The sequence below is a fragment of the Parerythrobacter aestuarii genome (assembly GCF_030140925.1).
In the GTDB taxonomy this organism is placed as follows: Bacteria; Pseudomonadota; Alphaproteobacteria; order Sphingomonadales; family Sphingomonadaceae; genus Parerythrobacter; species Parerythrobacter aestuarii.
The window spans coordinates 1,948,595-1,969,971 of sequence record NZ_JARBWD010000001.1 but is presented as its reverse complement, the minus strand read 5'-3'; the positions used below and the strand labels follow the sequence as shown (position 1 = coordinate 1,969,971).

The following is a 21,377-nucleotide window of genomic DNA, read 5'->3' as shown; positions in this document are numbered from 1 at the left end:
ACGTCGCCCCTGCGAAGGCAGGGGCCCAGCTAACGGAAATGGTTCGCATGACGCTTGGCGTTCTGGACCCCTGCCTGCGCAGGGGTGACGATTTGGGGGAATCGTCATGATTCAAGCCATCGCCTTCTACCTGTTCGCCGCGCTGGTCATCGCCAGCGGGGTGCTCACGATCATGAGCCGCAACCCGGTGCATTCGGTGCTGTGGCTGATCCTCGCCTTCTTCAACGCGGCGGGGCTGATGGTGATCGTGGGTGCCGAATTCATCGCCATGCTGCTGGTGATCGTCTACGTCGGTGCGGTCGCCGTGCTGTTCCTGTTCGTAGTCATGATGCTGGACATCGATTTCGCCGAACTGCGCGCCGGCTTTATCAAGAATTTCCCGCTCGGGATGCTGGTCGCCATCGTGCTGCTGGCCGAGCTGGTGCTGGGCATCGGCGCCTATCGCGCCGGCGCGCTCAAGCTGGGCACGCCCGATGGCAGCGCCGCGCCGATGGTGGGCGAGAGCAATATCGAGAGCCTCGGCGCGTTGCTGTACAGCGACTACCTGTTCCTGTTCGAAACCGCCGGGATCATCCTGCTGGTGGCGATGATCGGTGCGATCGTGCTGACCCATCGCGATCTCAAGACCACGCGGGGCCACCAGAACATCTCGAAGCAGGTGCAGCGCCGCCCAGAGGATGCAACCGTCATGAAACAGCCGGAAATCGGCAAGGGGGTCGAGCTGTGATCGGCATCGAGCACTATGTCGTCGTCAGCGCGATCCTGTTCGTGCTGGGCGTGCTGGGCATCTTCCTCAATCGCAAGAACATCATCGTCATCCTGATGGCGATCGAGCTGATCCTGCTCGCGGTGAACATCAATCTCGTCGCTTTCAGCGCTTTCCTCGGTGACCTGACCGGTCAGATTTTCGCCATGTTCGTATTGACCGTGGCAGCGGGCGAGGCCGCGATCGGGCTTGCTATCCTCGTGATCTATTTCCGTGGCCGCGGCACCATCGCGGTCGACGATGTCGACAGGCTGAAGGGGTAATTTCGTGATCGATACCTTCATCCCGATAATCGTCTTTGGGCCGCTGCTGGCTGCGATCATCGCAGGCTTCACCAACAAGTCCGCGCCGAGCGTGTTTGCCAAGGGCGTGACCACCGGTGCGCTGTTCCTGTCGTGCGCGCTGAGCTGGCCGATCTTCCTCGGCTTCATCAGCGGCAGCGAGACTGCACAGGTCGTGCCGGTGCTGCAATGGGTGCAGTCAGGCACCATGAGCTTCGACTGGGCGCTGCGGGTCGATACGCTGACCGCTGTCATGCTGGTAGTGATCACCAGCGTATCCGCGCTCGTCCACCTCTACAGCTGGGGTTACATGGACGAAGACCCGGACCAGCCGCGGTTCTTCGCCTATCTCTCGCTGTTCACTTTCGCCATGCTGATGCTGGTGACCGCCGACAACCTCGTGCAGATGTTTTTCGGCTGGGAAGGCGTCGGTCTCGCATCTTACCTGCTGATCGGCTTCTGGTTCCGCAAGCCGAGCGCCAATGCCGCCGCGATCAAGGCCTTCGTGGTCAACCGCGTGGGCGACCTCGGCTTCATGCTCGGCATCTTCGGCACTTTCCTGGTGTTCGGGACGGTGTCGATCCCCGAGATCCTCGGTGCCGCGCCCGCCATGAGCGGCAGCACCATCGGTGCTTTCGGCTACCGTTTCCACACCATGGATATCCTCTGCATCCTGCTGTTCATCGGCGCGATGGGCAAATCGGCGCAGCTGGGCCTCCACACCTGGCTGCCCGACGCGATGGAAGGCCCGACCCCAGTGTCGGCGCTGATCCACGCCGCGACCATGGTGACGGCCGGCGTGTTCATGGTCTGCCGCCTGTCGCCGATGTTCGAGACTGCGCCGGTTGCGCTGGGCATCGTTACTTTCATCGGTGCTGCCACCTGCATCTTCGCCGCCACCGTCGGCACGACGCAGTGGGACATCAAGCGGGTTATTGCCTATTCGACCTGCTCGCAGCTCGGCTACATGTTCTTCGCTGCCGGTGTCGGCGCCTATGGCGCGGCCATGTTCCACCTGTTCACGCACGCCTTCTTCAAGGCGCTGCTGTTCCTCGGCGCCGGCTCGGTCATCCACGCCATGCACCACGAGCAGGACATGCGGTATTACGGCGGGCTGCGCAAAAGCATTCCGCTGACCTTCTGGGCCATGATGATGGGCACGCTGGCGATTACTGGCGTCGGTATCTACGACCTGCATCTCGGCTTTGCCGGGTTCTGGTCGAAGGACGCGATCATCGAAGTCGCCTTCGCGCGCGGCACCGATGTCGCCCAGTTCGCCTTCTGGATGGGCGTCTTCGCGGCGCTGCTGACGAGCTTCTACAGCTGGCGCCTGATGTTCCTGACCTTCTGGGGCAAGCCACGCTGGATCGAGAGCGAGCATATCCAGCATTCGGTCCACAAGACGCCGGAGCAGGCCGGGGAAGACACCACCGGTGGCTATCACCCGCATGAAAGCCCGCTCTCGATGCTCGTCCCGCTGGGCCTGCTGTCGGTCGGCGCGATTGCCGCCGGGCAGGTGTTCGCGCCATACTTCCTCGACAGCGGCGAATTCTGGGGCAGCTCGATCTTCTACAACGAACCGTTGATCCATGCGATGCACGCGGTGCCCGGCATCGTGAAATATGCCGCCTTCATCGTGATGGTGCTGGGGCTCTTCACTGCCTGGTATGCCTATATCCGCAACACCTCGATGCCGAAGAAGACCGCCGACCAGCTCGGCCCGGTCTACAAGTTCCTCTACAACAAGTGGTACTTCGACGAGCTCTACAACGTGCTGTTCGTCAAGCCGGCCTTCTGGCTCGGCCGGAAGTTCTGGACCGTGGTCGACGTCGGCGTGATCAAGCGCTTTGGCCCTGATGGGGCGGCGTGGATCGTGCTGCAGGGCACGGGCGCTGCCAGGCGCCTGCAGTCCGGATATCTCTATAGCTACGCGCTGGTCATGCTCCTCGGGCTTGTCGCAGCGATCACCTGGGTGCTGATGTAATGGAAGGCTTCCCTATCCTTACCACCATTCTGCTGGTGCCGGTGATCGCCGGGATCGCGTGTTTCTTCGTCAATGCGCAGACCGCGCGCGTGCTCGCCCTTGGTGCGACGCTGTTGAACCTCGCGCTCGGCATCGTGCTGTGGGCCAATTACGACATCGGCGGCGCGCAGTGGCAGTTCCAGGAGGAAGCCGACCTGTTCGCCGGCTTCAAGTACCAGCTCGGCATTGATGGCATTGCGCTGATGCTGATCATGCTCAGCGTCTTCCTGATGCCAGCCTGCGTCCTCGCCAGCTGGGAATCGATCCAGAAGCGTGTCGGCGAATACATGGCCGCGCTGCTGTTCACTGAGACGCTGATGATCGGTGTGTTCGCGGCGCAGGACCTGTTCCTGTTCTACATCTTTTTCGAAGCCGGCCTGATCCCGATGTACCTGCTGATCGGCATCTGGGGCGGGGCGGACCGCATCTACGCGGCGTTCAAATTCTTCCTCTACACGCTGGTCGGCTCGGTGCTGATGCTGGTCGCCATGCTGTGGATGGTGAAGGTCGCGGGCACGTCGTACATCCCTACGCTGATGCAGTATGATTTCGACAGCCATGCGCAGACCTGGCTGTGGCTCGCCTTCTTCGCCAGCTTTGCGGTCAAGGTCCCGATGTTCCCGTTCCACACCTGGCTTCCGGCAGCGCACGTGCAGGCGCCGACCGCTGGTTCGGTCATCCTTGCCGGCGTGCTGCTCAAGCTCGGTGGCTATGGCTTCATCCGGTTCAGCCTGCCGATGTTCCCTGAGGCCTCCGCTCAGTTCACGTGGCTGGTATTCGCGCTCAGCATGATTGCAGTCATCTACACCTCGCTGGTGGCGCTGGTGCAGGAGGACATGAAGAAGCTGATTGCCTATTCCTCGGTTGCGCACATGGCGATCGTCACCGCTGCGCTGTTCGCCTTCAATGTGCAGGGCCTCGAAGGCGCGATGATCGTGATGCTGAGCCACGGCCTCGTATCGGGCGCGCTGTTCCTGTGCGTGGGCGTGATCTACGACCGGCTGCATACCCGCGAGATCGGCCGCTACGGCGGGCTGGCGATCAACATGCCGAAGTATGCTCTGTTCTTTATGCTGTTCACCATGGCCAGCATTGGCCTGCCGGGGACCAGCGGCTTTGTGGCGGAATTCCTCAGCCTTGCCGGGGTCTACCAGGTCTCCAGCACCGTGACGCTGTTCCTGACCACGGGGATCATCCTCGGGGCAGGGTACATGCTCTATCTCTACCGCCGGGTCGTGTTCGGCACCCAGGACAATGAAGACGCTGCCCAGATGACCGATCTCAACGCCCGCGAGTGGGCCATCCTTGCGCCGATCGCCGCGGCTGTGCTGTGGATGGGCGTCTATCCGGAAAGTTTCCTCGCCCCGATGCGGCAGGACATTGCCGCTCTTGAAGCCCGCGTTGCGCGTGCCGCGCCGCATGGCGATGCAGAGCTCGCAGCGGGCAAGCCGCGTGAGCACAATGCCAACTACATCGCTCACGAGGGAGAAGGCGGGCACGATGAAGGCGGGGAGGGAGAACACTGATGGATCTCCAGAACTCCCTTTCGCTGATCCTGCCCGAGCTGGTTCTCAGCCTGTCGGGTCTCGTCCTGCTGCTCGTCGCGGCATGGGCAGGGGACAAGTCCTCGCGCCTCGTCAGCATCCTTGCTGCGGTGGCACTCGGCGCGGCAGCGGTCATCACGGTTCCGGCCCTGACCAGCGGTGCTGCCGGACCGGCGACGGTCGCATTCGGCGGTCAGGTGCTGGCTGACAGCTATGCCAGCTTTGCCAAGCTGCTGATCTATCTTGCTGCGATCGGGTGCCTTGCCATCGCCCCGGCCTTCTTCGGCCGCATCGGTGCGATGAAGCCCGAATATCCGGTGCTGGTGCTGTTCGCATCGCTCGGCATGGGGATCATGGTTTCCGCCGGGGACCTGATCACGCTCTACATCGGGCTCGAGCTCAACAGCCTCTCGGCCTATGTGCTGGCGAGCTTCCTGCGCAACGACACGCGTTCGGCGGAAGCGGGCCTCAAGTACTTCGTCCTCGGCGCGCTGGCCTCGGGTATCCTGCTCTACGGCATGAGCCTGGTCTACGGCTTCACCGGCACGACCAATTTCGGCGGCGTACAGGCGGCACTGGCGGGCGAAATGTCGACCGGTGCCATGATGGGTGTAATCTTCGTGCTGGCCGGTCTGGCCTTCAAGATCGCTGCCGCGCCGTTCCACATGTGGACGCCCGACGTCTACGAAGGCGCACCGATGCCGGTGACAACCTTCTTCGCCACCGCGCCCAAGGTAGCCGCTGTCGCGTTGACCGCGCGGGTGGCGCTCGATGCGTTCGGCAGCCAGCCCGATGCTTGGCGGCAGATCGTCGTCGTTGCGGCGCTGCTCTCCATCGTCATCGGGGCGCTTGGCGCGATCGGCCAGAACAACCTCAAGCGCCTGCTGGCCTATTCCTCGATCAACAACGTCGGCTTCATCCTGATCGGCCTTGGGGCCGCGACGGTGGCGGGCCTCAGCGCGATGCTGACCTACCTCGCGATCTATGTCGTGATGTCGCTCGGCAGCTTCGTCGCGCTGGCGATGCTCAAGGCAGAGGATGGCACCCCGCTCGAGACTTTCGACGATATCGCGGGTCTTTCGACCACGCGTCCGGCCATCGCATGGTGCCTGCTGCTGCTGATGTTCAGCCTCGCCGGGATCCCGCCGCTGCTGGGCTTCTGGGGCAAGTTCGTGGTGTTCCAGGCTGCGGTCGAGGCGAACATGGTGGCGATTGCCGCCATCGGTATCGCTGCCAGCGTCATAGGCGCGTTCTACTACATCAAATTCGTCAAGGTGATGTTCTTCGATGAAGCGGTGGACCGTGTGAAGGGGCAGAGCGACAAGGCGCACTGGGTGATCCTGGTCGTCGCATCGGTGCTGATCTCGCCGGTAGGGTATCTGTTGACCCGCTGGCTCGGTACGCTGACCGATAGCGCAGCCGCCGCGCTCTTCATCGCTTCTTGATCCGCACTGTAGCCGAGACCGGCTCCACCAATGCCGACCTGATCGCGCTGCTATCCGCGGGCGAGCGCGTGGGCGAAGGCGACTGGCTGGTGGCCGACCGCCAGACCGCCGGACGCGGGCGGCAGGGGCGGACCTGGTTCGACGGGCACGGCAATTTCATGGGTTCGACGGTTGTTCATACCGCTCCGAACGATCCTCCGGCGCATTCGCTGGCGCTGGTGGCGGGGCTGGCGGTGTATGAAGCGATCCAGCCGCTGTGCCCCAATCCTTCTGCGTTGATGCTGAAATGGCCCAATGACGTGCTGTTGGCCGGAGCCAAGCTGTGCGGGATCCTGCTTGAGCGTGCCGGAGATGCGGTTGTGATCGGGATCGGTGTCAATCTCGCTGCAGCGCCTGACCTGCCTGATCGCAGGACTGTCGCGCTGTCATCGCTGGGGCCTGCACCAGACCGTGATTCCTTTGCAGCACAACTGGCAGCCTCGCTTGATCGGGAACTGGAACGCTGGCGCACCTTTGGTCTCGCGCCGATCATCCGCCGATGGCTCGCGGTCGGGACGCCTGAAGGCACTGTATTGACCGTCCACGAGCCAGACGGCGGCGTGCTTGCCGGGCAGTTCGCCGGGCTCGATGGCGAAGGAACACTGCGACTGCGCTTGGAAGACGGGTCAGTCCGTGCCATTCACGCCGGCGACGTGATGCTCGCCTGAAGGAATCGAGAGAATGCTGCTCGCCATCGACGCCGGGAACACCAATGTGGTCTTTGCCCTATTTGAAGGGCGCAAGATCCGCGCGCGCTGGCGCATAGCTACCGACCCGCGCCGTACGGGTGACGAATACGCTGTCTGGTTACTGCAACTGCTGGCAATCGAAGGCGTCGCCAAGAGCGAGATCACGCAGATCATCGTCGGTTCCGTCGTTCCGCGCGCCGTGCATAACCTGACTGTCTTGTGCGAGAAGTACTTCGGGGTCGAGCCGCTGATCTCGGGGCAGGGCAAGGCCGGGTGGGGCATCGTGGTCGATGTCGACCAGCCCAATTCGCTCGGCGCCGACCGCGCTCTCAATGCCATTGCCGGCCACGCCAAATACGATGGCGACCTGATCATCATAGATTTCGGCACCGCCACGACGTTCGACGCGGTCGATTTTACCGGAGCCTACAAGGGCGGCATCATCGCGCCGGGGATCAACCTCTCCCTCGATGCGCTCGTCAACAACACTGCCAAGCTGCCGCGTATCGCCATCGAAAATCCGGCCACCGACAGCGTGATCGGCCGCAACACCGAAGACCAGATGCTGATCGGCGTCTTCTGGGGCTATGTTGCCATGATGGAGGGCCTGATCGCCCGTATGCGCAAGGAGATCGGCCGCCCGGCCAAGGTCATTGCCACTGGTGGGCTGGCCATCCTGTTCGACAAGCACACCGATATTTTTGACGAGGTCGATCCTGACCTGACCCTGGAAGGGCTGGCGATCCTCGCGGAACGCTCGTCCGGATAAACGGAATACACTTGAAAAAAGACTACACCCCCGAAGACGAACTGCTGTTCCTGGCCCTTGGTGGCTCCGGCGAGATTGGCATGAACGTCAATCTCTACGGCTGCCAGGGCAAGTGGCTGATGGTTGATCTGGGCATGACCTTCGGCGCTAACGAATATCCCGGCACCGAGCTGGTCTTTGCCGACCTCGATTTCATCGAGGCGCGTGCGCAGGACCTGCTCGGAATCGTGCTGACCCATGCGCATGAAGATCATATCGGCGCGGTGCCCTATTTCGCCGCTGAGCTCGGTGTGCCGCTCTATGCCACTCCGTTCACGGCAGAGCTGGTGCGGCGCAAGCTCGAGGAAGCTGACTTAGACGGCGAGATCGAGATCAACATTATCGAGGAAGACCACGGCGAGATAGAGCTGGGGCCGTTCACCGTTACTTACCTCCCGCTGGCGCATTCGATTGCCGAGGGTAACGCGTTGCTGATCGACACGCCGCATGGCCGTATCTTCCACACCGGCGACTGGAAGCTCGACGAAGATCCGATCATCGGCGAGCCGACGACCGAGGAAGAATTACGCGAAATCGGCGATGAAGGCGTGCTGGCGCTGGTGTGTGACAGCACCAATGTCTTCAACCCCAATCCGAGCGGCTCGGAAGGCGCAGTCTACAAGGGCCTGCTCGGGGAAGTGGGCAAGTGGGAAGGGCGACGGGTGCTGGTCACCACCTTCGCCTCCAATGTCGCGCGGCTGCAGACGCTGGGCGATGTTGCCAAGGCAACCGGTCGCCAGCTTTGTGTCGCCGGACGTTCGCTTGACCGGATCATCGATGTCTCGAAACAGTCGGGCTATTTGCAGGATTTTCCGCAAGTGATCGACTGGGATACTGCGATGGGCCTGCCACGCGGACAGGTGCTGATCCTCGCCACCGGGGGGCAGGGGGAACCGCGCGCGGCGCTGGCCCGGATTGCCGACGAGAACCACCCGCTTGAACTGTCCAGCGGCGATGTCGTGCTGTTCTCCAGCCGCCAGATCCCGGGCAACGAGATCAGCATTGGCAAGGTCCAGAACCAGCTGGCCGAGCGCGGGATTGTGATGGTCACCGACCGTCAGAGCATGATCCACGTTTCCGGCCACCCCGGTCGGCCGGAGTTGGCAGCGCTGTACGAATGGCTCCGACCTGAAACCCTGGTCCCGGTGCATGGAGAGATCCGTCATATGCAGGAGCAGTGCCGGTTTGGCCGGTCGGAGGGCATCGAGCAGACGGTCTTCCAGCGCAACGGAGACATCGTGCGGTTAGCACCGGGCGCACCAGGTCGCGTGGCGCAGATCGAGGCCGGGCGGCTCGTGCTCGATGGCGATATCATCGTGCCGGCCGATGGCGACAGTATCGTCATGCGGCGTCGGCTCGCATTCAACGGTGTCGTCATGGTGGTGCTCGATGCGAAGGGACGCCCGCAAGTGGAAGCCATGGGGCTGCCCTTGGTCGAGGACTATGCCGATTTCATCGCCGAAGCGCAGGCGGACATTGTCGAAGCACTGAAGCGCCTGCGCGGCAGGGATGCCAGCAGCCGCGAAGCGGTGATCGAGGCAGCTCGCTTGGCCGCACGCCGCGCGGCAACCCGCTGGTCAGGCAAGCGTCCGCAAGTCAAGGTCATGCTGGCAGAAGGTTGAGGCAATGGCTTGGACATCCATCCTGGCGATCTATGCCCTGTTCTGGGTCATGAGCGCCTTTATCCTGCTGCCCTTCGGCGTGAAGACTCACGACGAGCTCGGGCTGGAGAAAGTGCCCGGACAGGCCGATAGCGCACCGGGTAACTTTCGGCCCGGCAGGGTCGCTGTGCGCGCCACCATTGTCGCGGCATTGCTGACCACGGTATGGGTGCTCAATTGGGAATACCGCTGGGTCGGAATCGATGTGATCGACTTCTTCAGCCAGTCGGACCCGACTTCACAGTCTTAGCTTACTCGCTCCGCAAGCGCTCTATGGCCTGAGCCAGCGCGACATAGAGTTTGCCCATGTCGCTGCTGAGCAGGGTCACACCGATCGCATTGCCATCGCGGGTCGACAGCATGGTGCGCAACATTGATTCGAAATCGTGGATGTAGCGGCTGACATGATCGCGGAAATCCATGTCGGCATCATAGAGTTCGGCAATCTCACGCGCCTGCGTGTTCGACACCAACGAGACCGCGCGTCGTGTGAAAATACCGCGATCGCCGCGCAGGTAGTGCGCCCAGGCTGTGTCGGTGACATCGGTCGACAGGGCCTTGGCGATGTCGATCGCATTGGAATTGAGCGCTTCCGTGATTAGCGCCACCCGCCGTGCAAAATCATTGTCGACCTGCTCTTCGGCGCGCTCGCGGGCGCGCTCAACACGGTTCTCGAGATTGCCTGCCAGTTCGTTGACGAGCGCTAGCTGGTCGCGCAGCTGTATCGCTGCATCGCGGGCGGCACCGGATGAACGGGTTGCCGCTTCATCCAGCTCTGCAATTGCATGGTCGGACTGTTCACGAACAGCGCGGTCGATGGCACCGGCTGCGCGTTCGCCAATACCGTGGGCAATCTTGTCGATGGCTTCGCCACTTTCCTCGCCTACAAGGGCCAGCGCCTCGCGGACCTTGCCTTCCAGTGTCGAGATGGCCTCGCGAAGGGCGGTCTGCGTCTTCTCGGACACTCGCTCGCCGTCCTCTTCGAGCGTCGCCATGGTCTCGCGCAGGCTGGCGATCTCGTCACCATAGGTGCTGCTCAGGGCTTGCAGACGTGTTTGCAACTCGCTGGTACGGGTGTCGAGTGTCTCACCACCTTCGTTGGCGGCGATGACATAGCCGGAGATCGACTCAGATCGGGAGAGGGCATCGGACAAGAGAACGCCCAATGCTTCGCTCGACTCGCGGGCAGCTTGCAATCGCTCCTCCGCGAGGCCGATGGCGGAAGGCAACTCGCTCTTGCTGTGTTGGGCGCTGGCCTGGATGAGTTCCAGCAGGCGTACGCAGGCCTCTGTCATGTCCTGGACCACCGCCTGGGTTGCGACCATGTCCTCCCGGCTTTCGGCCAGGTTGCTGGCCATCGACGAGGTTGTCTCGAGCATGCCTTGCTGGGCTTCTCTTCCCTGGCTGACGAGCGCTTCGATCTGCTCTGTCAGTTCGGACACCTGCGCCGTCACAGCTTCGGTGCTTTCCTGCAGCGCACGGGCCTGTTCAACCTGCCGTTCACGCCGCGCCTCCAATTCCGCATCGAGCGCCGCAAGCTGTGCGTTGAGAGCTTCGAGGGCGGCGTCCTCGCCTTCGGCAAAACTGGTCCTCCGCTCTTCAAGATTGGTGAGGAACTGAGTGTTGCGTTCAGTCAGCTTGGCGTCGATCTGGCTGGCTTCCTCGCTGAGCGCGAGCAGTTTCGTGCGACGTTCGGCCAGCGCCTGTTCGTCAAGGTTGCGGATTTGCTCAACGGCTTCGGCAAGTCGCTCCCTCATGGCCTCGATCTGCGCGATCCACAGGGCCTTTGCCTCTTCCTCACCCTCGCGGATCGCTCGGGCGATTGTTTCGCTTTCATTGCGTAGCCCGGTGAGGCGCGCTCGCATGGATTTCAGCGCTTCTTCTTCCTGGTCTTCCAATTCGCTACGGGTCGAGCCAAGTTCCTGCGCCAGCTGGTCGGCCCGGCGTCGCAGCGCAGCAAGGCTTTCGACTTCGCGCGTGTCCAGCTCGCCACGGAATTCCTCGCTCTTCTCGCGCAATGCAGCAAAGCGGGTGGTGGTGATATCCTCCATCTGCGCCGCCTGAGTTTCAAAGGCGGCAAGAGTTGCATCGACTCTCTCAGTCAGTGCGGTGACCTGCCGCTCGCTGGCCGAGCCGAACTCATTAAGCCGCTCGAACCCGCTAACGAGCCGTTCGATCTGGGCTTCTGCAGTGCCCCCGGCATTGCCGATCTGGTTGGCGACATCGCGGGCGGAGTTGGCGATCACAGGCAAGTCGTCGCGCAGCTTGTCCATGTTCTCGAGCGCGGTGGTGCTGACGCTGGCGATCTGGTCTACCTGTGCCGAATTGTTCTGCACGAGCGATTGTAGCCTGTCGGCATGTTCGCTCAGGCGTTCACTGGTCATCCGGCCGAAACTTTCGAGCTCAAGACCCTGGGAAGACAGGAATTCCCGTGCCAGGCTGAGCTCCCGGTTGACAGTCGTAAGGCGGTTTTCGAGACGATCGGATTCATTCGACAGAGCTCGTGCTGCCTCAGCGAAGCGGTTTGCCTCACGCACGCTGTTGCGCTGGATCAGCAGCCATGTTGCCACCAGCAACAGGACAGGGGCCGACCATTGTGCGACCCAATCGATCCATTGCAGCGGAGCGGCCCCAGCCAGCATTTGGGCGCGATTGGCCCAGGCGAAGAAGCCGGTCCAGCCGATGACCGCAAGGATCGCAAGTGCAGGGGCAATCCAGCCAAGATTGCGGTGAGGCGGTTCTTCTTCCCAATCCGCATCCCACGTCTCTTCGACAGTGACGACCTCTTCGGAAAGGACAAGTTCCTCGCCTTCGGCCTGCGATTTCGGTGCCTTGTCGTCGCCCGAAGCGCCGACAGCCCTGATGTGGTGACCCCCGCTCATACCTGCGATTCTATCACTTTTGGGCCTCGATTAAACCCCATATTAACCGTGTCGGTAATACGGCTCACTGATGGCTTTCGAAAATGGTGCCTTTTCTGCCACCTTGGCAGCTGCTGCGGGGGACGATGCTGCCCTTCATGCAGAACTGCGCGTGGCGTTCAGGGAAAGCGTTGCCCAGCAGGTCGACCTGCTATCGCGGGCCCGCTGCGACGGCAACTGGCTGATTGCAGCGCAACGGATCAAGGGACTGGCAGCCAGCTTCCACGCAGAGCCGCTGATGCTGCTGGCGCAGGAAGCGATTGACAGTGCTCCTGGCGACCCGGTGGTGCTCAGGAAGCTGGGGCGGTTCGTCGAGGATTTCGACGCGCGGAACTAAGTTTGGGACCAAATTCCTCAACCCGCTTGGATTCCCCCTGACCAGAACTTATCGCTGCGCAGGCGATGGAAGCGAGTTCTCCACCCCGCACGGCGCTGCTCTGTCTCGATGCAGCATTCGATGATGCACAATCCAATCGCCGCACGATTGGAGGCGCAAGTGTGCTCGAACGGCAGGTCGATGTCGCGCTGGCGCTCGGCTGCAAGCGGATTTGGCTGTTCGCTGCGGGGCAAGATGAATTGGCGATCCGCGCACAGCAGTTGGCCGAAACCTCGGGCGCGAAGTTCCGCCTGATCCAGCGCGGACGGCAATTGCTGGGAGGAATGACCCACCAGGACGAACTGCTGGTGCTGGCTGAAGGACTCTTGCCCGCCGATCGGGACATGTTGGAATTGCTCGAAAGTGGGCCAGTGATCTTGCGTCTGCCGTCGGAACAGGGCCTGAGAGCCGGTTTCGAGCGGCTCGATCGTGACTTTTGCTGGGCAGGAGCCATGATCCTGCCGGGCCGGGTGCTTGAACGGCTGGATGAACTTGGCGAAGACATCGATCCGGTTTCTGCCCTTGTAAGAGCAGGGCGTGTGTCCCGGGTAGTCGAACGCGACTTGCCGGTGGAATGGGTCCGGTCGGGGCGCTGGTCGCTTGCAGCGGAGCGTGTGCCGACTTTCACGGCGACCGCAACACCACAGCAGCGCCCCAGCCCGTTGGCCCGATTCCTGATCGATCCGGTCGGAAAATGGCTGGTGAACCGCCCGAGGCTCGTCTGGACGAGCATGGCAGGCGGCGGATTATTGACCCTGGCAGGCCTGGTTTCGTTCGCCTACGCCTATCCTGCAGCCTCGCTCGTGCTGGTGGGACTGGCGGCAATCCTGTTCAGGACATGGGGTTCGGCGCGGAGACAGGGCAACCCCCGGGTATTTTCAGTGGGTAATGGCGGTCAGTCGAAGGACTGGTTCGCGGTGGTTCCCGATCTGGTCGGGATAGCGGCTCTATTCCTGGGTTTGCGGACAGAGTTTGGCTTGCAATCAAGTGCTTACATTACGATTCTTACATCTGCTACATGGCTGTTGGCGATGCTCGGAAAGGGTCGGTTCGCAGCATTCTTCCAGGATCGTTCGTTGGTTTGGCTGGGGTGCGGCCTTGCCGCGCTGGCGGGGTCTTGGTTCGTAGGTGCCGCAGTAGCCAGTGCGGCGGCGCTGGTAGGAATTTTGCTTAATTTGAGAAACCGGCCAGCAATAACGCAGGCTTAACCATGGCGCGCTAAGGGTGGCCGATGATCGAGGCCGTAATGACCAACGCTGACACACCTACCTCTGCCGAAGCGCCTGTCGAGGCGATCCTGCGCGAAGAGCTCGCGCATGGCGATGTCATGCTTGGCACGATCGGACCGATTCTCGGCCACCTGATCGCCAACCATGACCACTCGCTGTTCAGTGACGAGATTGTTTCCCGCATCAGGGGCATGATTTCAGGGATCGCGCAGCAGTTGCTGGAAATCCATGCAACCGAGGTGGACGATACCGATCCGCACGGGTTTGCGGTGCGCAACAAGGACGACCTGGCTGAGATGATTGCCGGGAATCCCGCCTTCCTGACCCATTGCCATGGTCTGGCCATCGAGTGTCATGTCGCCGACCGGCTCAAGCTGCGCAATGCGATCGACCCAGTGCTGTCACCCTTGATGCAGTCGCTGATTGCGTCGGATGACCCGGATACAGCTGGCCTTGCCATGCAGGTGCTGACATCCCAGGCGCGATTTTCGCAGCGGCAGAAGCGGATGCAATTGCCCCTGAGCGAACTGCCTGCCGATCTGTTCCATCATGCGCTGGTGAGCTGGCGCAGCTTTGCCGAGGGTCTCGATAGCGAGATTGCAGGGCGGATCGAGACCCGCATCCGCAAGGATTTTGACGAAAGCAACAGCCGCCTCGGCCTGCTCTCGCGCCTGATCGAAGGATTGGGCGGCGGTGCCCGCGCGGCCCTGTCCATATCGCATGCGGGCGTTGCCCTGTTCCTGACAGCGCTGGCATCTGCTTCGGAACAGGAGCGCGATGTGGTCGCGCTTTCGACCAATGATCGCCAGCTTGCCCGGCTGGCCCTCGCATTGCGGAGCGCCGGGCTGAATCCCAAGGAAGTGGAAGAGCAGTTCCTCTATATCCACCCGGACGTCTCATTGCCCGAAGGTTTTGCGCAATTGCGGGTTGATCGCGCGCAATCGATCCTCGCGGCCTCAAGCGGATGGCAGGCGAATTGACCGGTGAAGCGCGCTGGTGACACTCTGATTGCGAAAGCCCGTACCGACGCGGACGACAGGTTGGTTGAGGCGGATGAACCGCTTGCCAGCTTGCAGCGCAAATGCGGTGGCGAGCTGCCCGGTGCGATCGCGATCCACGAATTGCGGCAACTGGTGCGCAAGGCGCGAACCATGGACCTGCGACTTGCTCGTACTGTCCGTGCCTTCGATGGAGACGAACGGATCACTGCCTGGGTCGAGGTGGTGCCTTACAAGGGCAAGTCCGAAAGTGGCTGCTCTGTCTCCATTGCGACTTGGCAGACATCAAGCCCGGTGATGGCAGCCGAGGACGATGCCGGCGCACGGCGCGACGCCATCGACAACGCATTGGCGGAACTGCATGCCCGGCTGGACGCCCAGCAGCGTGTGCTTACGGTCGATACGGAAGCAGAGGACCTACAAGGCTTGGTCAAGGCAATCCGGGCCAATCCCGCCCGACCATGGACCGACTACGTCAGCCTCCCTGGAATGCACCATGCCCAGCCACTGCACTGGCGACTGCTCGACCAGGCACGCTGCGACATTGAAGGCAGCCCGAGACAATGGACCGCACGGCTCATTCCCATCGGAGGGCCGCTCGCCGGTAGCGAAGGCTTCGAGCTCTACCTAGTTGCCAATCGTGCATGGGTCCGGCGGTCAGACCGACGTCGCAGCCAGAACCAGGAAGTGCAGGCCCGTTTGGGTCGCGAACTGTCACCGGTCCTGCGTCAACCGATCTCACGTATCATCGCCAATGCCGAGACGATACGGACCAAGCTGGCCGGGCCCTTGGCAGACGAGTATAGCGACTATGCCTCGGATATTGCCGCCGCCGGACAGCATTTGCTGTCGCTGATAGACGATCTCGCCGATCTAGAAGTGATCGAAGCGGACGGATTCTCAACCGCCCCTGACAGGATCGATCTGGCCGACGTGGTTCGGCAGGCAGCCGGCATCCTGGGCGTTACTGCGCAGGAAAAAGGCATCACGATCATCGCCCCGGATCGTGACAAACATTGCCCCGCGGTCGGCGAGTTTCGCCGGGTCCTGCAAGTGCTGCTCAACCTGATCGGCAATGCTATCCGCTATTCCCCGGCCGGATCGGAGATCCGCATCGAGCTGGCTCGTAACGGCAAGGTAGCGGGCGCACGCGTTATCGATCAGGGACCGGGGATCGACAAAGAGCAGCAAGCGGCAATCTTCCAGAAATTTGAACGGCTTGGACGCAGCGGCGATGGTGGGTCCGGTTTGGGGCTGTATATTTCTCGCCGACTGGCCCGTGCCATGGGAGGCGATCTCAAGGTGCGCAGCCAGCCGGGCGAAGGCGCAATTTTCACCCTCACTCTGCCTGTCGGCGGTGAGGCATAGTCGCTCCTAGCCGCGAAACCGTCGCGACCAGCCGAACACAACCCCTCCCAGTGCAAAGACGGCTGCCCCGCCGAAGGCCCAATCCTGCCGTCCGACGATGTAGCTTTCTGCCGGATCGCCGATCCAGCCCATGCCCTGCAAGACCCACCATGCCCCGGTGAGGAGCATGGTGAGACCAAGAATTTGCAGTAGGTAGCCCGGCAGTTTCATCCGGGCCTCCTCTTACCGGTTGGCGATAGGAACGTAGTCGCGCTCGGTCGGGCCGGTGTAGAGCTGGCGCGGGCGACCGATGACCTGGCCGGGATCGGAGATCATTTCGTTCCACTGCGCGACCCAGCCGACTGTGCGGGCGAGCGCAAACAGTGCAGTGAACATCGTAGTCGGGAAGCCGATCGAGTTCAGGATGATGCCTGAATAGAAGTCCACATTCGGGAACAGCTTCTTTTCCTTGAAGTAATCGTCGTTGAGCGCGATTTCCTCGAGTTGCAGAGCGGTTTCGAACACCGGATCGCTGACGTTGAGCGCTTCGAACACTTCGCGCAGGGTCTGCTGCATGACAGTCGCGCGCGGGTCGTAGTTCTTGTACACGCGGTGGCCGAAGCCCATCAGGCGGAACGGGTCATTCTTGTCCTTGGCGCGCTCGATGTAATGCGGGATCTTGTCCGGCGTGCCGATTTCCTGGAGCATGTTGAGCGCGGCTTCATTGGCACCACCGTGGGCCGGACCCCACAGGCAGGCGATGCCGGCTGCGATACAGGCGAATGGATTCGCGCCAGAGGAACCGGCAAGGCGGACCGTCGAGGTCGATGCGTTCTGCTCGTGGTCAGCGTGAAGGATGAAGATGCGATCCATGGCACGTTCGATCGCAGGGTGGATCTCATAGTCCTCGGCCGGCACGCCAAACGTCATGCGCAGGAAGTTGCCGGTGTAGCTGAGCGAATTCTTCGGCTGAAGGAAGGGTTGGCCGACGGCATATTTGTAAGCCATGGCCGCAATCGTTGGCATCTTGGCGATCAGGCGGTGGCTGCTGATCTTGCGGTGTTCGGGATCTGAAATGTCGGTGCTGTCATGATAGAACGCGGACAGTGCGCCAACGACTCCGCACATGATTGCCATCGGGTGCGCATCACGGCGGAATCCCTGATAGAATTGGCGCAGCTGGTCGTGCACCATGGTGTGCCGGGTAATGGTGTAGGTGAAGTCATCGAGCTCTTCCTGCGTCGGCAATTCGCCATTGAGCAGCAAGTAGCTGACTTCCATGAAGCTCGAGTGCTCGGCCAGCTGGCCGATGGGGTAGCCGCGGTGCAGCAGCACGCCTTCGTTGCCATCGATATAGGTCAGCGCGCTTTCGCACGAAGCGGTCGACTTGTAGCCGGGATCGAAGGTGAACGCACCAGTCTGGCCATAGAGCTTGCGAATATCGATCACGTCAGGCCCGGTCGAACCCTTGAGGATCGGATATTCGTGAGTCTGTCCGGCAACGCCGAGTGTTGCGGTCGTGTCTGCCATTTGCGTTCTCCTACAAATTCTTTTCTCTCGTTCCTTACTCGGAGGGCGTCGCCTGCGCGTCGATCCGCGCGAGGGACTCTTCCCTGCCGAGCAGGACGAGTACGTCGAAAATACCGGGTGACGTTGTCGTTCCGGTTAAAGCTGCACGCATGGGTTGCGCGAGTTTGCCAAGGCCCAGCTCGAGGCTCTCGGCGAGCTGCTTCGTAGTGGCTTCGAGGGCCTCGATTGTCCAGTCATTTTCCGCATGCAATACGGCGGAAATCTTCGCCAAAATTGCGCGGGCATCGTCGGTGAGCAACGCTGCTGCCTTCTCGGTCATCTGCAGCGGGCGTTTGCTGAACAAAAAGGCTGCGCCTTCCGCCAGTTCATTGATGTCCCTGGCCCTGACCTTGAGCACGGGCATCGCTTCGGCCAGCACTGCGGCATCCGCTGACGGGCCAATCTTGTCGGCGACCAGATGCGCTAATCGGGTGTTGTCAGCCTCTCGGATGTGGAAGCCGTTGAGGTTGAGAAGCTTCTTGGTGTCGAAGCGCGAAGCGCTCTTGCCGACGCCTTCTAGCGTAAACAGCTCGATGGCTTGCTGCTTGGTGAATTCTTCCTGATCCCCATGGCCCCAACCAAGGCGCAACAGATAGTTGAACAGCGCTTCGGGCAATACACCCATCTCGTCGCGATAGGCTTCGACTCCGACCGCACCGTGGCGTTTCGACAGCTTGGCACCATCTTGCCCATGGATCAGCGGGACATGGGCATAGGTCGGGGTTTCCCAGCCGCCTTCGATGGCCTGCATGGCATGATAGATCGGCAGCTGGCGGAATGCGTTGTTGAGGTGATCGTCGCCGCGAATGACGTGGGTTATTCCCATGTCATGGTCGTCGACCACGACCGCCAGCATATAGGTCGGCGAACCATCAGCGCGGAGCAGGATATAGTCGTCAAGTTCCCCGTTGCGAACGGTGACCCTGCCCTGGACCTTGTCTTCGATTGTCGTTTCGCCGTCTTCCGGTGTCTTCAGGCGAACGACAAAAGGGGCCCCGGGAGGCGCATCCGCTGCGTCGCGATGGCGCCAACGCCCGTCATAGCGTAGCGGTTGCTTGGAGGCGCGCTGGGCGGCACGCATCTCCTCAAGCTCTTCCTGCGTTGCGTAGCAGCGATAGGCGTAGCCGTGTTCGAGCAGCTTCTCTGCTACTTCGACATGGCGCGAACCGCGTTCCGACTGGAATACCGGCGCTTCATCATAGTCGAGCCCAAGCCAGTCCAGGCCTTCGAGGATCTTGTCGATCGCATCCTGTGTGCTGCGCTTCTTGTCGGTATCCTCGATCCTGAGCAGCGCCTTGCCGCCATTGTGCCTTGCGAAAAGCCAGTTGAAGAGTGCGGTTCTCGCACCACCCAGATGCAAATATCCGGTTGGCGAAGGGGCAAAGCGGGTAACGACTGTCCCCGTTCCTGCTCCATCAGTGCTTGCCATCTTGCGTGGCTTCCTTTCAATTCAAATCCATGGCGACCAACGGCGCTCCCGAAATACCTCTGGCAGGCGATCCGGGGCCAGGTCATGCTGCAATGCAGCAACGCCCTTGGCACTCGCGCTGGCGCTTGTCCAGCGTAGCCGATGTGCTGGAGCGAGAACTCGGCAGTTCCGGCTTCGACAGGGCCCCCTGGGTCGCTGTCGCCATGGCCGTCGGGATCATTCTCTGGTTCGTGTTGCCGGGCCCGTGGCAATGGGTGGCTCTCTTGGGCTTGTGCGGGCTGGGCGCGCTGTGCGGCTGGATGATCCTGGGACAGTCAAGGTTCGTGCACATGGGCATGGCATGTGTTGCGCTGAGCCTGGCACTGGGCTTCGGTACCGGCCTGATCTGGGCTCGATCGGCAATGGTCGGGGCGGAAGCGATTCCCGCACCTGCGGTCGAGTGGTACTCGGGTCGGGTGCTCGCTCGCGAAGAACAGCCGGCGCGCGACCGGATCAGGCTGGTGCTGGCGGTTCGCGATGCAGAAACGGGCACCGCACGCAAGATCCGTGTCAACGTGCCCCTGGATCAGGCGCAACCGGAATATCGTGAAGGCGCTGTCGTACGGCTGAGGGCGCGGTTGATGCCGCCATCGCCGCCGATGGTTCCGGGTGCCTACAATTTCGCCCGCAGGGCATGGTTCGATGGGTATTCGGCGACTGGCTCAGTGCTCGGTCAGATCGAGTTAGTGGAGCCGGCGCCGCCACCGTCGGGCCTTGTCGCTGTGCAAAGGGCACTTTCCACCCATGTTCGCAGCAAGCTGCAAGGGTCTGCCGGATCCATCGCTGCTGCATTTGCCAGCGGGGATCGCGGAGCCATCGCTGAGGCCGATGAGGAGGCCATGCGCGATGCTGGCTTGACGCACCTGCTTTCCATCAGTGGCCTGCATGTCAGTGCGATTATTGCGGCAGCTTATCTTCTCGCCATCAAGCTGTTGGCGCTGTGGCCGTGGTTTGCCTTGCGGGTGCGTTTGCCGCTGGTGGCTGCAGCGGTCGGGGCCGGGGCGGGAATCGGCTATACGCTGTTGACCGGGGCAGAAGTGCCGACCGTGCGAAGCTGCGCAGCGGCGGTGTTGGTCCTGATAGCGATCGCGCTGGGTCGTGAACCATTATCGCTGCGAATGCTGGCCGTGGCTGCGGGGTTTGTGATGCTGCTCTGGCCCGAAGCTGTGATCGGGCCGAGCTTCCAGATGAGCTATGCCGCCGTCATGGCTATCGTTGCCTTGCACAACTCCAGTCCGGTCAAACGCTTCCTCGCTCCGCGTGAGGAGAGCTGGTTCTTCCACACGGGCCGGCGAGTCCTGATGCTGCTGATGACCGGATTGGTGATCGAGATCGCGCTGATGCCGATCGTGCTGTTTCATTTCCATCGGGCCGGAGTCTACGGCGCACTGGCGAATGTGATGGCGATCCCGTTGGTCACCTTTGTCTCGATGCCGCTGATCGCAGTCGCGCTTTGCTTCGATCTTGTCGGTCTCGGAGACCCGTTGTGGTGGCTGGTCGGACAGTCGCTTGACCTGTTGTTGAACATTGCACATTTCACGGCGGAACAGCCTGGAGCGGTCAAACTGATGCCGCAGATGGGCATGGGGACATTGGCGCTGTTTGTGCTCGGCGGGCTTTGGCTGGCCCTGTGGCAGGGCCGCAAGCGGTTGCTCGGCTTTGTTCCGACGGTCATGGCGACGCTGTCGCTGCTGCTGACGCCCGCACCTGATGTCCTTGTTTCCGGAGACGGGCGACACGTCGGTATTGTCGAAGGGGACGGCTTGATCATGCTGCGGGAGAGCCGGTCGGACTATGCCCGCGACAACCTGATGGAGCTGGCCGGGATGCAGGGTGAACCTGTCACCATCACCGACTGGCACGGCGCGCGTTGCAGTCGTGACTTCTGTTCGCTCACGCTCCGGCGCGAGGGCAGGGACTGGCAGCTGCTGATGGCGCGCAGCCGCGACCGGATCGAGGAGCGGGCGCTGGCGGCAGCATGTGACCGGGCGGATATCGTCATTGCCGACCGTTGGCTGCCGAGGAGTTGCAGGCCGCAATGGCTCAAGGCCGATGGGCGGTTCCTGAGCCGGGAAGGAGGACTGGCCCTGTTCCTGGAAGAGGAGCGTTTCACTAGCGTTGCCGAGAGCGAGGGCGAGCATGGCTGGTGGCGGAGCCGACGCGAGGACTAGGTCGCCATCACAGAGGGTTGGGGGAGCGGCAGTAGGCGGGAC

At 62.0% G+C, this 21,377-nt stretch carries 18 protein-coding genes; 14 read left to right on the top strand and 4 right to left on the bottom strand.

Features of this window, described 5'->3' with window-relative positions; all coding sequences use genetic code 11:
- Positions 1-106 precede the first annotated feature (106 nt).
- From QPW08_RS09615 to QPW08_RS09575, 9 genes are read left to right on the top strand one after another with little or no spacing between them, the layout of a single operon-like run.
- Positions 107-727 (top strand): NADH-quinone oxidoreductase subunit J, encoded by a 621-nt coding sequence (locus tag QPW08_RS09615; RefSeq protein ID WP_284125596.1) that lies wholly within the window; start codon positions 107-109, stop codon positions 725-727.
- A complete protein-coding gene (nuoK, locus tag QPW08_RS09610) occupies positions 724-1,029 on the top strand; it encodes an NADH-quinone oxidoreductase subunit NuoK (RefSeq protein ID WP_284125595.1) in 306 nt (101 codons plus the stop codon). The genes QPW08_RS09615 and nuoK overlap by 4 nt, the downstream gene beginning before the upstream one ends.
- A 7-nt stretch (positions 1,030-1,036) precedes the next feature.
- Positions 1,037-3,031 carry an NADH-quinone oxidoreductase subunit L gene (gene nuoL, locus QPW08_RS09605; protein ID WP_284126329.1) on the top strand — a complete coding sequence of 665 codons (1,995 nt, stop codon included), beginning with the start codon at positions 1,037-1,039 and terminating at the stop codon, positions 3,029-3,031.
- On the top strand, positions 3,031-4,596 hold the full coding sequence (locus QPW08_RS09600; protein ID WP_284125594.1) for an NADH-quinone oxidoreductase subunit M: 1,566 nt from the start codon (positions 3,031-3,033) through the stop codon (positions 4,594-4,596). Before nuoL ends, QPW08_RS09600 begins: the two co-directional genes overlap by 1 nt.
- Positions 4,596-6,059: an NADH-quinone oxidoreductase subunit NuoN gene (gene nuoN / locus QPW08_RS09595; protein ID WP_284125593.1), complete on the top strand. Its 1,464-nt coding sequence runs from the start codon at positions 4,596-4,598 to the stop codon at positions 6,057-6,059. The genes QPW08_RS09600 and nuoN overlap by 1 nt, the downstream gene beginning before the upstream one ends.
- A complete protein-coding gene (locus QPW08_RS09590) occupies positions 6,056-6,766 on the top strand; it encodes a biotin--[acetyl-CoA-carboxylase] ligase (protein ID WP_284125592.1) in 711 nt (236 codons plus the stop codon). Before nuoN ends, QPW08_RS09590 begins: the two co-directional genes overlap by 4 nt.
- Before the next feature lie 13 nt (positions 6,767-6,779).
- Positions 6,780-7,556, top strand: coding sequence for a type III pantothenate kinase (locus tag QPW08_RS09585; RefSeq protein WP_284125591.1), 777 nt, complete (start codon positions 6,780-6,782; stop codon positions 7,554-7,556).
- 11 nt (positions 7,557-7,567) lie between these two features.
- Positions 7,568-9,217: a ribonuclease J gene (locus tag QPW08_RS09580; RefSeq protein ID WP_284125590.1), complete on the top strand. Its 1,650-nt coding sequence runs from the start codon at positions 7,568-7,570 to the stop codon at positions 9,215-9,217.
- Positions 9,218-9,221: 4 nt separating this feature from the next.
- On the top strand, positions 9,222-9,506 hold the full coding sequence (locus QPW08_RS09575) for a DUF1467 family protein (RefSeq protein ID WP_284125589.1): 285 nt from the start codon (positions 9,222-9,224) through the stop codon (positions 9,504-9,506).
- Position 9,507: 1 nt separating this feature from the next.
- Here the strand turns inward: QPW08_RS09575 and QPW08_RS09570 are convergent, their stop codons facing one another.
- Entirely contained in the window at positions 9,508-12,138 is a 2,631-nt protein-coding gene (locus tag QPW08_RS09570) for a coiled-coil domain-containing protein (RefSeq protein ID WP_284125588.1), read from the bottom strand.
- Between the two features lie 70 nt (positions 12,139-12,208).
- On the opposite strand from QPW08_RS09570, the gene QPW08_RS09565 reads away from it, so the two are divergent.
- From QPW08_RS09565 to QPW08_RS09550, 4 genes are all read left to right on the top strand, one after another.
- Positions 12,209-12,514 carry an Hpt domain-containing protein gene (locus QPW08_RS09565; protein ID WP_284125587.1) on the top strand — a complete coding sequence of 102 codons (306 nt, stop codon included), beginning with the start codon at positions 12,209-12,211 and terminating at the stop codon, positions 12,512-12,514.
- 65 nt (positions 12,515-12,579) lie between these two features.
- Complete coding sequence (locus QPW08_RS09560) at positions 12,580-13,761, top strand: hypothetical protein (protein ID WP_284125586.1); 1,182 nt, start codon at positions 12,580-12,582, stop codon at positions 13,759-13,761.
- Positions 13,762-13,784: 23 nt separating this feature from the next.
- A complete protein-coding gene (locus QPW08_RS09555; RefSeq protein WP_284125585.1) occupies positions 13,785-14,762 on the top strand; it encodes a hypothetical protein in 978 nt (325 codons plus the stop codon).
- A gap of 3 nt (positions 14,763-14,765) precedes the next feature.
- Positions 14,766-16,148, top strand: coding sequence for a sensor histidine kinase (locus tag QPW08_RS09550; protein WP_284125584.1), 1,383 nt, complete (start codon positions 14,766-14,768; stop codon positions 16,146-16,148).
- 6 nt (positions 16,149-16,154) lie between these two features.
- Here the strand turns inward: QPW08_RS09550 and QPW08_RS09545 are convergent, their stop codons facing one another.
- The 3 genes from QPW08_RS09545 to gltX are packed head-to-tail and all read right to left on the bottom strand — an operon-like array spanning position 16,155 to position 19,125.
- The gene (locus QPW08_RS09545) at positions 16,155-16,358 is read right to left on the bottom strand and encodes a hypothetical protein (RefSeq protein WP_284125583.1); all 204 of its coding nucleotides are present in this window, start codon (positions 16,356-16,358) and stop codon (positions 16,155-16,157) included.
- 12 nt (positions 16,359-16,370) lie between these two features.
- Positions 16,371-17,657 (bottom strand): citrate synthase, encoded by a 1,287-nt coding sequence (locus tag QPW08_RS09540; protein ID WP_284125582.1) that lies wholly within the window; start codon positions 17,655-17,657, stop codon positions 16,371-16,373.
- Between the two features lie 34 nt (positions 17,658-17,691).
- Positions 17,692-19,125: a glutamate--tRNA ligase gene (gene gltX / locus QPW08_RS09535; protein WP_284125581.1), complete on the bottom strand. Its 1,434-nt coding sequence runs from the start codon at positions 19,123-19,125 to the stop codon at positions 17,692-17,694.
- Between the two features lie 29 nt (positions 19,126-19,154).
- On the opposite strand from gltX, the gene QPW08_RS09530 reads away from it, so the two are divergent.
- Entirely contained in the window at positions 19,155-21,335 is a 2,181-nt protein-coding gene (locus QPW08_RS09530; RefSeq protein WP_284125580.1) for a ComEC/Rec2 family competence protein, read from the top strand.
- The last annotated feature ends 42 nt before the right edge of the window (positions 21,336-21,377 follow it).

Coding starts and splice junctions, on each gene's coding strand:
- gltX (WP_284125581.1), bottom strand. CDS start 19,125: ATGGCAAGCACTGATGGAGCAGGAACGGGGACAGTCGTTACCCGCTTT.
- QPW08_RS09570 (WP_284125588.1), bottom strand. CDS start 12,138: ATGAGCGGGGGTCACCACATCAGGGCTGTCGGCGCTTCGGGCGACGAC.
- QPW08_RS09555 (WP_284125585.1), top strand. CDS start 13,785: ATGATCGAGGCCGTAATGACCAACGCTGACACACCTACCTCTGCCGAA.
- QPW08_RS09575 (WP_284125589.1), top strand. CDS start 9,222: ATGGCTTGGACATCCATCCTGGCGATCTATGCCCTGTTCTGGGTCATG.
- nuoN (WP_284125593.1), top strand. CDS start 4,596: ATGGATCTCCAGAACTCCCTTTCGCTGATCCTGCCCGAGCTGGTTCTC.
- QPW08_RS09585 (WP_284125591.1), top strand. CDS start 6,780: ATGCTGCTCGCCATCGACGCCGGGAACACCAATGTGGTCTTTGCCCTA.
- QPW08_RS09540 (WP_284125582.1), bottom strand. CDS start 17,657: ATGGCAGACACGACCGCAACACTCGGCGTTGCCGGACAGACTCACGAA.
- QPW08_RS09560 (WP_284125586.1), top strand. CDS start 12,580: ATGGAAGCGAGTTCTCCACCCCGCACGGCGCTGCTCTGTCTCGATGCA.
- QPW08_RS09600 (WP_284125594.1), top strand. CDS start 3,031: ATGGAAGGCTTCCCTATCCTTACCACCATTCTGCTGGTGCCGGTGATC.
- QPW08_RS09530 (WP_284125580.1), top strand. CDS start 19,155: ATGGCGACCAACGGCGCTCCCGAAATACCTCTGGCAGGCGATCCGGGG.
- QPW08_RS09565 (WP_284125587.1), top strand. CDS start 12,209: ATGGCTTTCGAAAATGGTGCCTTTTCTGCCACCTTGGCAGCTGCTGCG.
- QPW08_RS09545 (WP_284125583.1), bottom strand. CDS start 16,358: ATGAAACTGCCGGGCTACCTACTGCAAATTCTTGGTCTCACCATGCTC.
- QPW08_RS09615 (WP_284125596.1), top strand. CDS start 107: ATGATTCAAGCCATCGCCTTCTACCTGTTCGCCGCGCTGGTCATCGCC.